Here is a 14336-nt window from a genome sequence, read left to right as displayed (position 1 = left end):
TGCGGCTCTCCTCATCTGTTGTACGGAGTTGGTCATATCGGGCCGTGTTGGCAACGGGAGCCACCTTGAGTTGCAGGCTGGTTTCTACGGAAGGCGGTGGTGCTGTAGCGGTGAGTCGGGCGAGAACATTCAGGATGTGATCGGCGCTCAGACTTCCCGACTCAAGCACCAGTTCTACCGCTACCAGCACCGGGTCGAGACCGGCGATGGGCACGGCAGCGAGCACCTGCGTCATGATTCGATCACCGTTGCTGTGACGTCTCAGGCTCCGTTTGAGAAGCCGCAACGGATTGGGCAGATCGGCAAACGGTGCGCCATTGCGCAGTGCACCCGGCTTGCGTTCGATGAGTGGGATGTAATGCTGCCAGTCAAAACTGACCTGATCTCGATCAAAGAGGCGCTCGTGGCTGGCAATCATTGCGTCATCGGCGATGACCACGATCCGGGATGGGTAAAGACGGCTGCTGACCCACTGGCCGACTCGTTCACAAGGCACCGAATAGCGATTTCGCGCCACGCTGATCAGGCAGGTGCTGGAGACACGTACGGTGCGCTCGACGTAGCCATCAAAGGCCGTCGGCATCGGCATCATTTCGACCCGCTCCAGCTCCAAAACTTCCGCCACCGTAAGTCCGTTGTACTGCGGATGCAGCAGCTCGCTCCAGAGCGCACGACAGCGTTGGCCGAGCCAGGCATTCAGTTCCTCGAAGGTGTGGAACATGCAGTTTTGAGCGTCAAGCCAAATGCGTCGTCGACTGTCTTGAACGTTCTTCTCGACAATGCCCTTTTCCCAGCCAGAGGCTACGTTGCAGAAATCCGGATCGAACAGGTAGTGCGCACACATCACGGAAAACCGGGCATTGACCGTGCGGCCCTTGCCTTTATTGACCTTGTCGACAGCCGTTTTCATGTTGTCGTAGATGCCGCGACGCGGCACGCCACCTAACGCTCCGAACGAGCGTGTATGTGCATCGAATAGCATCTCGTGACCTTGGCTAGGGTACGCAACCAACCAGAATGCGCGACTGGCGCACAGCTTCATGTGGGAGACCTGGATGCGTCGAAACAGGCCTCCGATCAGCAGCCCTTCTTCGCTCCAGTCAAATTGAAAAGCTTCACCGAGCGCAAACGTCAGCGGTACAAAAGCGCGTAAAGACTTGCCTTGTTCACCTCGCCACGAGCGTACAAACGCCGTGAGCTGGCTGTAGCCGCCGTCATAACCCTCGGCCTTGATCTGCTCGAAAAGTGCTTTGGCGCTTCTGCGATTGTGCTTTGCCCGGAACGAATCGGCTTTCAGCGCCTGTTCCAGCGTGTCGTGGAAAGGGCTGAGTTTGTTGAAGGTCGCGCACCGCTGGTACGCCGGCTGAGTAGCTTCGGGCGCTCTGACCCATTTTCGGATGGTGTTTCTCGACAGCCCGGTACGCTTGGCTATCTGGTGCAGCGAGAGCTTGTCGCGGAAGTACATCCGCCGGATTTTTCCCAACATTTCCATGCTGATCACCCTGTGTTCTCCTGCTCGGAAAGTGAGCAGAAGCAGTTGAACACCTGGGTCAGTTTTCAGTCGGCAGAACAGCCTTTACTGGGTCAGTTTTCGGTCAGCGGCAACAGTGAGGCAACTCTCAGCTTCTTTGGCATGTAAAAAAACCCGCTCATTGAGCGGGTTTTTCTATGGTCATTTCATCTGAAGGCATTTTCCTCGTAATGAGGGTGGTATGCCTTTAGGACCACCGCGAGCAACGAGTTCCCACTCGCGCTCTGTCAGCTCCGAACCAGCTCCCTTGCAGAACTTACGATAGGCAATCAGATATTCAGCCTCTGTAGCTTGCAAGGGAGGCCGAATCGAGGTTGTGGTTATTGGCCGTTCTGGAGCGACGGTAAGGGCTTTATCGATCGCTGAGTTCATACCGCCGTTGAGGGCAGTCACAATTACGCTATCACCAGGAGGGGCTCCGTTCCCCGAGCGAAGATCAGCATAGTTGCCGTGCGTAGTCATGACCATTTCTTCGCTGCCCATTACGTGTTGATAGGCAGGCTTCCTTAAGGCCGCTCCACCGCGTCCGTCGTGTCCCCAGCTGCTGTAAAACTCGTGTGCTAATCGAACAGGCACGTAGGTGGTGGTTGCTGCTGATTGAGTTTCGTATGGGTTTTCATGCGTAGAGCATGCGGATAGAAAAACCGCTGTCGCAAGGATAATGAATTTGGTCTTGAGCATGGCGCCCCCCGGTTTGTGTATTGGGGATCATATGGGTGCCATTAAGCGTAGGGATTCGAGTCCGTCCCCCTTATGGGTTCGGATTGGTCAACAGGGAATGGTTGGGCTGGGGAGAATGCATTGCAACAGGAGAGTGGAATGCAATTTCTCAAAAAGCTATTAGGCCTCGGCAAGGCGAAAACGCCTGCATCAAAACGGCCAGGCAGCCTCACAGATAACCAGATTCAAGTACTCGATCTCAGGTCCCCTGAAATTCAGAAGTATCTGAAAACCGGTGATGAGGCATCACTGCGATATCCACCTTTCCAAAAAGGATGGTTGGCGAATGTGCCTGGCCGCGTACTTTTGGATGCTCAGGCCTCAAAAGTCCGACAGATCGCCAGTGGCATTGGTCTGCCGCCTGCTGAATTCAATCGCCTAGTCCTTCCTGTTTTGGACGCCTTCGCCGACTTTGTTCACATGCTGCCTGCATCGCAGGCTCATCATCATAGAGGGCCGGGTGGTCTGCTTGCACATTCCCTAGAGGCAGCCGTTCATGCTCTCAACTCATGTCAAGTGACAAGTTTTGACCATGATCGCTATCCCGCTGAACGCATCAAGCGGCGCGACCGCTGGAACGTTGCCGCTGTTCTGGCCGCTCTTCTTCATGATGTTGGTAAGCCGCTTTACGACCTGCGTGTCACGGATGGCTCCGCAGAAAAGATCTGGCACCCTGTGGCCAACACGATTCCGGAGTGGGCTGAAGAGCATGGTGTTGATCGATACTTTATTCATTGGAACCCCAATCGACACGAAATCCATAAGCACCTCTCAACGACGATGGTTGAGCGATTGCTGCACAGGGATCTCCGTCTATGGCTGATGGAGGCCGGCCAAGATCTCTACTTTGAAATGATCAGCGCCATTGCGTGCGAGGATGAAAAGCGGCTTCTTACTGGTCTTGTTATCAAGGCAGACTCAAGCTCTGTGGAGGCGGATCTTCGTAAATATGGTGGAGATGCTTCTGGGCAGTCTGCTATGGGGATTGGTGTTCCTGTTGCATCCCTGGTTGTGGATGCGATGAGGCTTCTCAAAAGTGTTGGTACGTGGAAGATCAATGAAAGCGGGCAGCGAGTATGGGTGTTCGGCGACGGCGTGTTTGTCGTTTGGGCGCAAGGTGTCCGCGATATCACTGAGTCATTGGTGGAAAAAGGGATTAAGGCGGTGCCAAGAAGCCCGGATGCCTTGGGTGAGATGCTGCTCGACCACAACATCATCGAACGCTCGCCAGAAGGCTCGATTTATTGGTCTGTAGCGCCTGACATTCTAAATGCCGGACGCTCGAAGCCAATCAAGCTCAAATGCGTAAAACTTTCGTCGTCGACGCTGCTATTTCCTTTCGAGCCGCTTCCTGCGTCTGCAGTAGGTACGGTGGGAGATGATGAGCATGAAATGAAATTCAGCGTTGGTTCGTCTGCTACTGGGGATCCTGTCGGAAGTCTCCCATTGACTGTGTCAGCAATTGACGGGTCCACCTCTGACCTTGCTGGGCTATCAGCTGATGGTGCAATGACCGCGATGTTCACAATGCCGAGTGAGGAGGCCATCTCGGCGACCCAAGCTGCGGAGATTGTCCATCAGCAATTCAAAGCTCCTGATTTCTCTGTCCCGGCCGGTATGCAGGATCCGTTCGGCGCCGTGACGCCGAAACCAACTGCTGCTCAGTCCTTCCAACAGTCTCCGCCTCATGTTCAGGCCCCGAGTACGAGACCTGAGGTACCAGCTCCAATAAAGCAGGCGTCCCCAAAAGGACCAACGCAATCAGGCCAAAAAACGCCGCGAACAGGCGCAGTTCACCTGGTAGCTATCGAAGATGCAACGGATACGACCATAAGGGTAAAAGGCGCCGATAACACAGGCGTGAAGCCGGACGGTTCGATCGTTGTAGCTGGTGCGATTCCTGGCGCGGAATCGGGTATTCGTGTCGGAGGGGGGGGAGCTCCACTTATTGCGCCTACGGGACAAACTCAGACGAAGAAACACAAGAAAAAGACTAGGTTCGAACAGGATCAACCCGTCCCCGGTGAAAAGCTAGAATCGGGTGATATTGCATCTGGCGTTAACCCAACTTTCAATGAGCCTGTCGACCAGATCGATAAGGGCAGCATCGGTTTCCATCCGCCAGCAACTGATCAATTGCTATCGCAATGTGAGGACTCTGAGGCAAATGACGATGCTGCCAGGGCATATACTTACGACTTTGGTGATATTGATGACGAAGTCCTTGAGCTGGCCGGCATGGTTCTGCCTGATAGATCCTTGCGTCCGGATATTAAGCATGTAGAACACGTCATGGCTTCTGAGCCAGACCTCGATAAGGATGTTTTCGAGGAGCCCCAACAACCTAGCGTGGCTTCCGTTGAGTTCAAATTGCCGCGGACAGAAACGAAGCTGGATGCAGATAGTTCAAAACTGGTGATTCCACCTGAATTGGCTCTTTCCGATGAATTTGGTTTCAACAACTTCAACGTGGACCTTTCGCTTCAGTTCATCGGAGAAATCCCCGCCGATTCACCGTTAACAGTGAACCTGCCAAAGGGAGTAGAGCGGTTTACAGATCCTGTAGGCATAACGTTGCATGATTCGCCTGAAGGCTTTGACCTTCCTCCTACAGATCTCACAAACCATGAATATGATCCATCTACCGTCGAGTTATCACCCCAAGAAGAATCTTTTAGTGTTTTAACAGAAGAGTACGATCTTCCCAACTTAAGCGCCGGCGTCCTTCTAGAACCCCCACCAGAGGGACTTTGGGACGGTCCCGATTTAGATCGTGACGCCGACTGGCCAGTCTTCGATGAGCCACTGTTTCAGGAGGGAATGACTCTACCTGAGCAAGGCAGCACTTCTGTCACATCGTTTCAACCAAGCAATGGTCAAGAGTTGAAGCTTCTGAACCGTGTTCAGCCTGCGCCAGAAAATCTGCCAAAAAAAGAAACGGGGAAACGCAGCAATGGTTCTCAGAAAAACAGTGGTAGATCAACGGCAGGCCCTGGTGGGATTAAGGTACAAAGCGGTTCTGAGGTTTCTTCAGGGATCCGTATAGGCCAGCCACGTAAACCGCGCGAGCCGCTGTCAGCCACTCCTGTTAACCCCCCAGCTACAGTTGAAGTACAGCCACTGTCGTCTACCGGAGGGGATTATTCGTGTGCGCAAGTTTTGGCAGAGGAATTTGACGCATACCTTGAAGTCACTCCGGAATTGGCTAGGTCATTGAAGTGGTATGCGGAAAACCTCGATAAGACAGTGTCAATGAATAGCTTTAAACCGTTTTTCACATTCGAAGGTCAGGGTTTTGTCATTGATGACATTCCTAAGCTGGAGCGTGCCGGATGGCTGTGGGACGACTTCACCGGAACGATGAATAGGAAGAACCCTAAGGGGGTACTTCTCACGAGTTACCTCGGTGAGATCTTCGAGTACCTCACAAAAGGCAAGTACAGACACTCCATGGCGTCAGCTCGTAATCGTGAGGAGGCGAGATACTTGGCCAACGTCGCTGAATCAGCAATCTCATTGTGCAAAGAGCACGAGATGAACGGGCGTCGAGTCGTAAGTATCCAGCCTCGAAAGTTGAGCGAAATCTCGAATGCCCTGCAGGTAGATGAATCGACCCTCAAGAGGGCGCTAATAGCGACCCATCAATACCTCATGGTCAGGAACAATCATGTCATTGAATTGATGGATTGATAGAGATGAGTGAGTGGGCATATGAGATGCCTTGGAGGCCAAATTTTGAGGCTTTCGAGGTAGGAGGCTGGGTTCTTGGGATGGCGGCAACAAGCGCAGTCCACTTTTACACCGTCTTGCCATCTCAGCCGTTTTATCTCTCCATGATTGTGATGGGGGGATTCGCCCTAAGGCGTGTGCCAGCGGCTGTCCATCTTTATCGAGTCCGTCAGGGTCTACGAGCAAAAGATGTTGTCTTGATGGGGCAGGATGAACTCATTGAGCAGATGCTTGAGAACCGCGGGAAATTGTTCTTGGGCACCGGGTTTAAGTGGACTCAAAGGGAAGGTCAGCAGGTATTCGAACTGCTTAAGCGGGACATTACCAAGATCATGCCCAAGATTCCTGATGGATACATGGGCTCGCCTTGGATTCATGGGATTTCCCTACAGCCTGATCGCCCTATTGGTTTCCAGGAAGACCTGTCGTCGCTCCATACCTTAATTGTGGGTACAACAGGTTCCGGAAAAACCCGGTTATTCGATTTACTTATAAGTCAGGCCGTTCTTAGAAATGAAGCTGTAATTATATTAGATCCGAAGGGCGATAAGGAGATGGCCGAGAACGCCAAACGCGCTTGCGAGTTGGCAGGGCGCCCTGAGCGGTTTAAGTACTTCCACCCAGCGTTCCCAGAATTGAGCGTTCGTATCTCCCCAACCAAGAACTTTGGTCGGGCGACGGAAGTTGCCTCACGCATCGCTGCACTGATGAAATCTGAAGGCGGTGACCCGTTCCAAGCATTTGCCCAGATGGCGCTTAACAACGTTATCCAAGCCCTGTTGCTTTGCGGAGTATTGCCAACCTTGGTGGAGCTTCGCCGCTGCCTTGAAGGCGGCCTGGCACCGTTGGTTATTCGAGCTATCAATGCATACGGCTCAAAGGTTCATCCACTATATGAAGCTCTTCAGCGTGGTGCTTTGGCATCGGCGAAAAATGATGAGATGAAGGCCAAGAATCTTCTCAAACTCTATCGTGAGGAGATTGTTCCGCTGCAACCAAGTTCGGACCTTGAAGGTTTGCTTTCAATGTTTGAGCACGACAAGGCTCACTTCGGCAAAATGATTGCGTCCCTGCTGCCGGTGCTGAACATGCTTACTTCTGGGCATATGGGGCCGATTCTTTCCCCTAACATGGATGATCCAGAGGACGAACGTGAAATTACTGACTCCAGTAAAGTTATCCAGGGCGCAGAAGTCCTATACATGGGGCTCGACTCTCTGTCCGACTCCATGGTCGGCTCAGCAATTGGCTCTATCTTCCTGGCTGACCTGGCTGCGGTGGCAGGTCAGCGGTATAACTTCGGTGATGCAGAAGAATTAAAACGACGCCCTGTTAACATCTTTGTTGATGAGGCTGCAGAAACAGTAAATGATCAATTAGTACAACTTCTCAACAAAGGGCGTGGGGCAGGGATGCGCCTTTATGTTGCGACTCAGACGATTGCGGACTTTGAAGCTCGAATGGGGTCGCCAGCTAAAGCAAGACAAGTGCTCGGTAACACTAACCATACAATCGCACTTCGTATCACTGATCAGGATACTCAGCAGTACATTGCAGATAAGATTCCTAAAACGTACTACAAGTACGTTATGCGCACACAAGGCAACTCAACCAAAGATGACCCTCATATGCACTCTTTGAATGTGGGCGAACGGTTAATGGATGAGGAGGGAGAGTTGTTTCCAGCCCAGCTATTTGGGCAATTACCAAACCTCGAATTTGTTGCCATTTTGGCGGGCGGACAAATTGAGAAGGGCAGAATTCCTGTTCTAACTCGACCAAAAGTTTTTGATAAAGCAGTCGAAAAAGCTCGGCTGCTTGTAAGAGAGGCAGCTTAATCGTGCGACTACGAAATGATAGCGTGACACGACTACTTGATAAAGATGACAAAGCACGCATGGTGCTCAATATTCTTGATGCAGATTGGCCTACCGCCGTACAGGTTATTCCAGAAGCAATGAAAATGGTGAGTAGGGAATCTACTAGTCCAGAGTGCGTTTCGTTGCTGAAAGTATCTTTGGCTTCATACCAGCAGTCTTTGGGTGGTCGCGATCGCGATCGACTCGAAGCGTTTTTGGAGCCATTTCTGTCAGGTATCACGGAGCTATTGCTTCTTGACCCTGCGCCAACGCAGGCTGTCCTGGAATTAAAAGCACTTTTGGATGGGCTGGTAAAAAACGATGCGAATGTAGTAGCTCGTAATCGAATCGAGAGTCTCCTGCTTCCAGAAGATTCTTCTATTGGCCAGGTCTGGCGCGACATCAAGGCGATCTGACAATGGCTGACGTTGAAGAGAAGATGCCCAAAACTCTTTGGGCTGCTCTTGTATTTATCTGCATTGAAATTTTGTTGATTGTCGTACTTGTGCCCAACAGTTTTATCGATACAGCCATCCTTAAGGAGCAGGACTGGGGTGAGGCGCTCATGGGTAAACCTCAACATGAGCAGCTTATTCGCGATACCGATTCGCTTTACATGCACTTGCACCTAGACAACGGTCTTAACAAGTGGGTAGGGAGTCTTTTCGTACCTACAGCTGAAGAGCGTGAGAAATCTAAAGCTTGGGAAAATCTTGGCAATCTGTGGTTTAAATTTCTATCCAATCGTGGAGAGGCATTAACGAAGGTGTTGTACCATATTTACTACAGATTTTTACTGCTAGTAATGTGGTTACCTTACATGCTTGTGATACTGGCGCCATCGGTGCTGGGTGGGTATATGACTTGGAACATTAAGCGATATACGTTTCAGCACTCATCCCCGTTCCTGAATACATATAGCTCGAAAATCATATCATTCATCGTCGTGTCCTTGATGATCAGCTTCATTGCGCCACTACCCATACCGCCGATGGTGATCCCGGTCGTCATTATTGTGCTCATGCCCATAGCCTCCAGCTTGCTGATCGGTAACCTGCCGAAACGCCTCTAGCTCAGCGCTTGTACCGAATCTAGATCCCATGGGAAAACTGTATTTTGACCCCGTTGCCGGGTCAGATTAGCCACCCCGCAGATCATGAAGGCCTCACTATTTATACATACGGTGAGGTATCTATGAAGCTCAACTCCAACACAGTTTTGTCCATCTGCCTGGCGACCTTGACGGTTGCCAGCGCAGGTGCATTTTTTGCGTTAAACAAGAAGGTTGATGAGGCTGCTCGTCTATCTGAGCAAACCAATCGATCGTTCGCAAAGGTTAAGCCGTGGGCTTTGCAGCGTGATGCTTTGGACGCGGTCCTAGAGGAGGCACGGCTTCAATCGTTGATTTCCGGAAAAGAAACTTCTCAGCCGAGCAAGACAACCCCTCAAAGCTACCCTGCTGATATTGAGCGTCGCTACGGTGATCCTAAAGCCCAATTTACTCTGATCGAATACTCCGATTTTGAATGTCCTTTCTGTAGTCAGTTTTTTCCTGTGCCTAAGGCTCTAGCAGACGGGTCTCGTGGAAATATCTCAGTGATCTTTAAGCATGTTCCTATTCATGGTGAGGCCTCAAGGAAGGAGGCTTACGCAGCTGAATGTGCAGGAGCGCAGGGTGGTAACGACGCATTCTATCGGATGGCCGGCGCAATATTTAGTTCGACTCAGGCGAATGGCACTGGAACTAACGAGCCTTTAAGCGTGGTCGCAGACAAAATCGGGCTTAAAGGTTCTGACTTGTCAAAGTGCATAGACGAAGGCCATTTTTACAACAAGATCAAAGCAGATTTTAAAGAGGCTATCGATCTTGGGATCAAAGAAACGCCTACTACGGTTGTTCGCTACAACCCGACCAATAAACAAGTCGTTCTTAGCGGTGCAAAGACGCCTGAAGATATTTTGAAGGCTATGGCCAATCTAGTAAAAAGCAGTGGAGCATCACAATAATGCAGCCTATTAATATTCCTCAGTATGTAGATGATCCACCCCATTTGCTTTTTTGGCAGGCAGACGAAATTGCGCCAATCGGGATTGGTCTCGTTTTTGGGATGTTCACCGGCTACGCAGCTGTATGCACCATCGGCGGTTTTTTATTAACTCGCTGGTATCGTAAATATCGTGACGATCATCCCGACGGTTTCATGGTTCACATGATTTACTGGTTTACTGGAATGACAGGCGCCAAGGCCAGAACGATACCGAACTCGTTCATTCGGGAGTTTCACTGAGGCATCTATGAATATTGATAATTTAAGAAAATCTTATCGTCAGCTTGTCGATGAGAGCAAATTTCATCGAATTATTATTGCAGCTTTGCTAGCAACTAACTTTGTATCTGTTGTTGGTTGGCTCAATAAAAGCACGGTTATCGATATGCAGCCGCCAGGTTTGGCTGAGCGTGCCTGGGTAGATGAAAGTCGTGCCTCGGATGCCTATGTGGAGGGCTGGGCACTTTACATTGCCGATCGATTGGGCAATGTAAAGCCTAAGTCCGCAAGCATGATTCGAAATTCTCTTGAACCACTTCTTTCAGCTGATATCTACCAGGATGTCATCAACAAAATTGAAAGCCAGGTTCAACAAATTCGTCAGGATCGCGTTGTTCTTGCATTTGAGCCAAAAGAAGTACTTCGGGATAAGAACAAGGTGAACAAGTTCTACGTAGTTGGCCGTTCCGTCATGAGTGGTCCTACTGGTAAACCTGTCCGGGACAATAAAACCTACGAGCTTGATCTCCGCGTTCAAAACTATAAACCAGTACTCTACTTCGTTGACGTGTATTCGGGTGCCCCACGAACAGAAGATGTAATTCGTCGTGAGGAGAAGGCTGGTGAAGCTCGTAAGCGTATGGATCGAAATAACGATGAAAACTAAAACCATTAAATTTGCGATCCTGTTGGCTGCGGTTACAACCGCGCAAATGGTTTCTGCTCGCGAACTCAAAATCCCACAGATGCCTGCGGCGACAGGCCAGGAGCAAGTCGTCGAGGCGGTGCCGCCCGCGCAAATCAATCCCGCGGAATATGGCCTCGAAGAGGCTGACGAAAACGCGGCTCGCGCAGCAATTAGCGAGGCTCAAGACAAGAAAGGGGCCCAACCTTCGCAGCCAAAAGCACCAGCATCGAGTACATCGGAAGCTTCCAGCGGTGCAAAGCAGAAGGAGCCCGTGGCTGATAAAAAAGGCTCCCAGGACTTAGTGCAAGTCAGCGGCGGTGGTCGGGCCAATGATTTACAAGCAGTACCCGCTTCAGTCGCAAAAAGTGCTGCTCCAGAAGCGGCAGCTGAGATGGTCGCGTCTCTCGTTGATGTGGTAGTTCAACCTGGGGTGAACACTATCATTCCCGCGGCTATCAATCATTTGAACCGGATTGTGACGCCGTTTGAAAAGCCAATTGTTCAAACGACCTCCAATCCAAAGGATTACACCATCAAGGAAAACGTCATCTACGTCACGGCGAACGATGAAACTCCCATCACAATGTACATCACCCCCAAGGAAGATGAGTCAGTCGCTATTAGCTTGACGCTGGCTCCCAAGAAGGTTCCTCCAATTCAAGCAAATCTTGTGCTCGGCCAGGCAGCTGGTTCGAGTGGCAAGGCTGGCGGCCTAAGTGGGGCTGGTGGTTATCGGTACTCTGGCCAGGCGAAGAAGTGGGAGGAGGGCCAGCCCTATATGGAATCCATCAAGGGGATCATGCGAGCGCTGGCATTGGGTGGAATTCCAAAAGGTTACTCCATGGGCAAGCTGGCCAATACCGATACATTGCCAGCGTGTTACCAGGACGGAATTCAGTTCGATTTTTCACGCTCCCAACTGATGATGGGGCACAACTTCAAAGTGCTCGTTGGTGTCGTCCGAAATACATTGAATGTACCAGTAATGTTTGATGAGACATCTTGCACGCATCCAATGCTAGCGGCGTCCGCGGCATGGCCGCGAAACATGCTTGAACCTGGCGACAAGACCGAGGTTTACATCATCACAAGAGTCGGCGAAGCGCCGGCGGATGAGTCTGCACGCCCAAGTTTGCTTAATTAAGGAGGGGACATGCTCAAGTCATACTGGGCTCGCCTGAGCCCCACCACTAAGCGAGTGCTTGTCATTTGCGGGTGTATCGTTGTCGTGCTGGCGATTGTTACTGCTCTCAGTGCCATTGGCGGCAATGAGAAACGTAAGTCTGGTGGTAAGCAAACCATCGGTAACGTGTTAACTGACAGTGATCCACGTGCGGTCGGTCTGGATGCGTTGAATGCCACACAGCGTCAACAGGGGAAAAATCTCAACGATTTGACGCGTAACGTGAAAACACTGCTTGACGGGGCCACGCAGCAGCAGGAGCTACGCGATGGTTTGAAAGACCTATCAAAACAGGTTGCCGATGTTTCGACGCAGCTGAGTTCGACTACTCAGACAGCTGAAGCACTTAAGGCTGACAATGAAAGGCTGCAGCAAGCTCTAAAAGAAACTCAAGATAAGGCACCTCCGCCTGAAAAGGAGGCTGTACTTAAAGAGAAGGAAGAACGAGTCAAGGCTGAACAACTGGCTCAACGTCGATATAACAATGCAGCCGTTGATCCCAACAAAAACATCGGTGCCTTTTTTGCCAATGCACCAGCACCTGCTGCAGATCCAGTAAAGCCAGGGCAGAGTCCAAAGAAAGAAGAGCGACTCACAATCAGCACTATCGGCGCAACTGAGCCTGAGGAAAGCAAAGACAAGAACAAGGAAGAGGAGGTTTACCTTCCTGCTGGCTCGATCCTGTCAGGTGCAATCATCACTGGTATCGACGCGCCTACCGGTAGTGGAGCTCGGAAAGATCCTTTCCCAGTACTGCTTCGTGTGAAGAAAGAGGCTGTTCTGCCTAACCGCTTCAGGGCGGATGTGCGTGAATGTTTCCTGATTGCGAGTGCCTTCGGTGACCTTTCCTCCGAGCGCGCATACATGCGAGCCGAGACGATTTCTTGTGTACGCGATGACGGCGCAGTGATCGAAACCGGCATGGATGCATATGCCTCTGGCGAGGACGGTAAAGCTGGCGTTCGTGGTCGACTGATTTCGAAACAGGGTGCGATCTTGGCCAGGTCGCTCATGGCCGGCTTCATGCAAGGTGTGAGCGAAGCATTCAGTGTTCGCCAAGTACCAAGCATCAACGTTACGGGCACCGGCAGCAGTGGCGGCTCTGGCAAAGTGGTAAGCCCTGTTTACGAACAGGCCTTCAGCTCGCAAGCCATGCAAGGCGCAGCGATCGGCGGTACAGGCAAGGCCTTGGAGCGCATTGCCGATTTCTACCTGGAAATGGCTGAGAACCTCTACCCAGTCATTGAAGTAGACGCCGCTCGTGAAATCGACTTTGTCGTGAAGAAGGGTGTGCAGCTGAAGCTTCAAACAAAGCGCTGACTTCGCAGACCCCGGACAGGGGCAGATTAGCCCCTGTCTACAAATTCAAATACGGATACTTCAACCATGAAAATTAAATCACGGTTCACTTTCGCACGCCTTCTTATTGCTGCTGGCTTTGTTTCAGCAATGAGCGGTTGCTCGTTTCTTCAGATTGGTCAGTCGGACTACTCATGTAAGGGCATGCCTGATGGCGTTACCTGTATGTCCGCACGTGACGTTTACCAACTGACGGAAAACGAGAACTTTCGTCAAGTTGTAGAGCAGCGTCAGGCGGCAAAGGACGAGGCTATTAAAGAGGGTAAGACGATCGAGGAGGTTATGCCGGCGGTGAGCCCGCATATTGCCGCTGGGGAGCGCTACGTCGTTCCAAAACCAGCCCGTGATCCGATTCCTATTCGTTCACAGGCAACAGTGATGCGTATTTGGGTTGCCCCATGGGAGTCCGACAAGGGCGATCTGAACGTACCAGGTTACATGTACACAGAAATTGAGCCGCGTCGCTGGGAGATCGGTACTCCGGCGCCAAAACCTACTGCCTCGATTCGTCCACTTGAGTCGCGAAAAACAGTGCCGCCAACGGCGCAAAACTAACACCCCCCCCAAAAAGCAATAAGCAGGAGACATCCCATGCAACTGAGCATGAACAACAACCAAAAACGTCGCGCAAAAGACGTTATGAAATTCGGTGTTGCACTGATGGTTACTGTCATGGCCACCCAGGCTATGGCCGGTACCGGCGGTGACAGCTTCGACTCCATCTGGGTAACGCTGACCGACTGGATGCAAGGTACGTTGGGCCGAGTTGTAGCTGGCTCTATGGTCCTCGTAGGCATCGTTTCCGGCATCGTTCGTCAGTCGATCATGAGCTTCGCGACGGGTGTCGGTGGCGGCGTCGGTCTCTACAACACTCCGACCATCATCGAATCGATCATGACTGCAACTCTGCCAGCTACTCACTCGCTGGTAACCGCGGCCGTACCTCTGGCTCACCAGATCTAGTTTCAAACGCAATAACCAAAGCCGGCCTTGCCGGCTT

Annotated in this window: 13 protein-coding genes; 11 read left to right on the top strand and 2 right to left on the bottom strand. The window is 51.4% G+C overall.

Annotated features, from left to right (window positions below; all coding sequences use genetic code 11):
* Both istA and AC07ZE_RS31160 read right to left on the bottom strand, forming a co-directional pair.
* Positions 1-1492 (bottom strand): IS21 family transposase (gene istA, locus AC07ZE_RS31165; RefSeq protein WP_207267919.1); only part of this gene is annotated, 1492 nt, incomplete at its 3' end.
* A 180-nt stretch (positions 1493-1672) separates the two neighbouring features.
* The gene (locus AC07ZE_RS31160) at positions 1673-2212 is read right to left on the bottom strand and encodes a hypothetical protein (RefSeq protein ID WP_125919914.1); all 540 of its coding nucleotides are present in this window, start codon (positions 2210-2212) and stop codon (positions 1673-1675) included.
* Positions 2213-2350: 138 nt separating this feature from the next.
* Between AC07ZE_RS31160 and mobH the strand changes: the two genes are divergently transcribed.
* The 11 genes from mobH to traA all read left to right on the top strand — a co-directional run bounded on the left by mobH (position 2351) and on the right by traA (position 14299).
* Positions 2351-5941: a MobH family relaxase gene (mobH, locus tag AC07ZE_RS31155; RefSeq protein WP_057978589.1), complete on the top strand. Its 3591-nt coding sequence runs from the start codon at positions 2351-2353 to the stop codon at positions 5939-5941.
* A 5-nt stretch (positions 5942-5946) separates the two neighbouring features.
* Entirely contained in the window at positions 5947-7818 is a 1872-nt protein-coding gene (gene traD, locus AC07ZE_RS31150; protein ID WP_057978592.1) for a conjugative transfer system coupling protein TraD, read from the top strand.
* A gap of 23 nt (positions 7819-7841) precedes the next feature.
* A complete protein-coding gene (locus AC07ZE_RS31145; protein ID WP_125919915.1) occupies positions 7842-8255 on the top strand; it encodes a hypothetical protein in 414 nt (137 codons plus the stop codon).
* Positions 8256-8257: 2 nt separating this feature from the next.
* Positions 8258-8911, top strand: coding sequence for an IncC plasmid conjugative DNA transfer DtrJ family protein (locus AC07ZE_RS31140; RefSeq protein WP_057978594.1), 654 nt, complete (start codon positions 8258-8260; stop codon positions 8909-8911).
* Between the two features lie 122 nt (positions 8912-9033).
* Complete coding sequence (locus AC07ZE_RS31135; protein ID WP_057978596.1) at positions 9034-9846, top strand: DsbA family protein; 813 nt, start codon at positions 9034-9036, stop codon at positions 9844-9846.
* Positions 9846-10127, top strand: a complete 282-nt coding sequence (gene traL / locus AC07ZE_RS31130; protein WP_010466560.1) for a type IV conjugative transfer system protein TraL — start codon at positions 9846-9848, stop codon at positions 10125-10127. The genes AC07ZE_RS31135 and traL overlap by 1 nt, the downstream gene beginning before the upstream one ends.
* Before the next feature lie 7 nt (positions 10128-10134).
* Entirely contained in the window at positions 10135-10773 is a 639-nt protein-coding gene (locus AC07ZE_RS31125) for a TraE/TraK family type IV conjugative transfer system protein (protein WP_010466562.1), read from the top strand.
* Positions 10763-11938: a TraK domain-containing protein gene (locus tag AC07ZE_RS31120; protein WP_082631629.1), complete on the top strand. Its 1176-nt coding sequence runs from the start codon at positions 10763-10765 to the stop codon at positions 11936-11938. The genes AC07ZE_RS31125 and AC07ZE_RS31120 overlap by 11 nt, the downstream gene beginning before the upstream one ends.
* Before the next feature lie 9 nt (positions 11939-11947).
* A complete protein-coding gene (locus AC07ZE_RS31115) occupies positions 11948-13297 on the top strand; it encodes a TraB/VirB10 family protein (RefSeq protein ID WP_010466566.1) in 1350 nt (449 codons plus the stop codon).
* A gap of 66 nt (positions 13298-13363) precedes the next feature.
* On the top strand, positions 13364-13891 hold the full coding sequence (gene traV / locus AC07ZE_RS31110) for a type IV conjugative transfer system lipoprotein TraV (protein ID WP_082631630.1): 528 nt from the start codon (positions 13364-13366) through the stop codon (positions 13889-13891).
* A gap of 36 nt (positions 13892-13927) precedes the next feature.
* Positions 13928-14299, top strand: a complete 372-nt coding sequence (gene traA, locus AC07ZE_RS31105) for a TraA family conjugative transfer protein (RefSeq protein ID WP_010466571.1) — start codon at positions 13928-13930, stop codon at positions 14297-14299.
* Positions 14300-14336 lie beyond the last annotated feature (37 nt).

The sequence above is a fragment of the Pseudomonas sp. GW101-3H06 genome, assembly GCF_059424605.1.
This window is presented reverse-complemented; position numbering and strand designations above follow the sequence as displayed.

Bases quoted from the DNA above. Each gene is read 5' to 3' on its own strand.
- AC07ZE_RS31115 (WP_010466566.1), top strand. From the start codon at position 11,948: ATGCTCAAGTCATACTGGGCTCGCCTGAGCCCCACCACTAAGCGAGTG.
- AC07ZE_RS31160 (WP_125919914.1), bottom strand. From the start codon at position 2,212: ATGCTCAAGACCAAATTCATTATCCTTGCGACAGCGGTTTTTCTATCC.
- mobH (WP_057978589.1), top strand. From the start codon at position 2,351: ATGCAATTTCTCAAAAAGCTATTAGGCCTCGGCAAGGCGAAAACGCCT.
- AC07ZE_RS31125 (WP_010466562.1), top strand. From the start codon at position 10,135: ATGAATATTGATAATTTAAGAAAATCTTATCGTCAGCTTGTCGATGAG.
- traV (WP_082631630.1), top strand. From the start codon at position 13,364: ATGAAAATTAAATCACGGTTCACTTTCGCACGCCTTCTTATTGCTGCT.
- AC07ZE_RS31135 (WP_057978596.1), top strand. From the start codon at position 9,034: ATGAAGCTCAACTCCAACACAGTTTTGTCCATCTGCCTGGCGACCTTG.
- traA (WP_010466571.1), top strand. From the start codon at position 13,928: ATGCAACTGAGCATGAACAACAACCAAAAACGTCGCGCAAAAGACGTT.
- AC07ZE_RS31140 (WP_057978594.1), top strand. From the start codon at position 8,258: ATGGCTGACGTTGAAGAGAAGATGCCCAAAACTCTTTGGGCTGCTCTT.
- AC07ZE_RS31120 (WP_082631629.1), top strand. From the start codon at position 10,763: ATGAAAACTAAAACCATTAAATTTGCGATCCTGTTGGCTGCGGTTACA.
- traL (WP_010466560.1), top strand. From the start codon at position 9,846: ATGCAGCCTATTAATATTCCTCAGTATGTAGATGATCCACCCCATTTG.
- traD (WP_057978592.1), top strand. From the start codon at position 5,947: ATGAGTGAGTGGGCATATGAGATGCCTTGGAGGCCAAATTTTGAGGCT.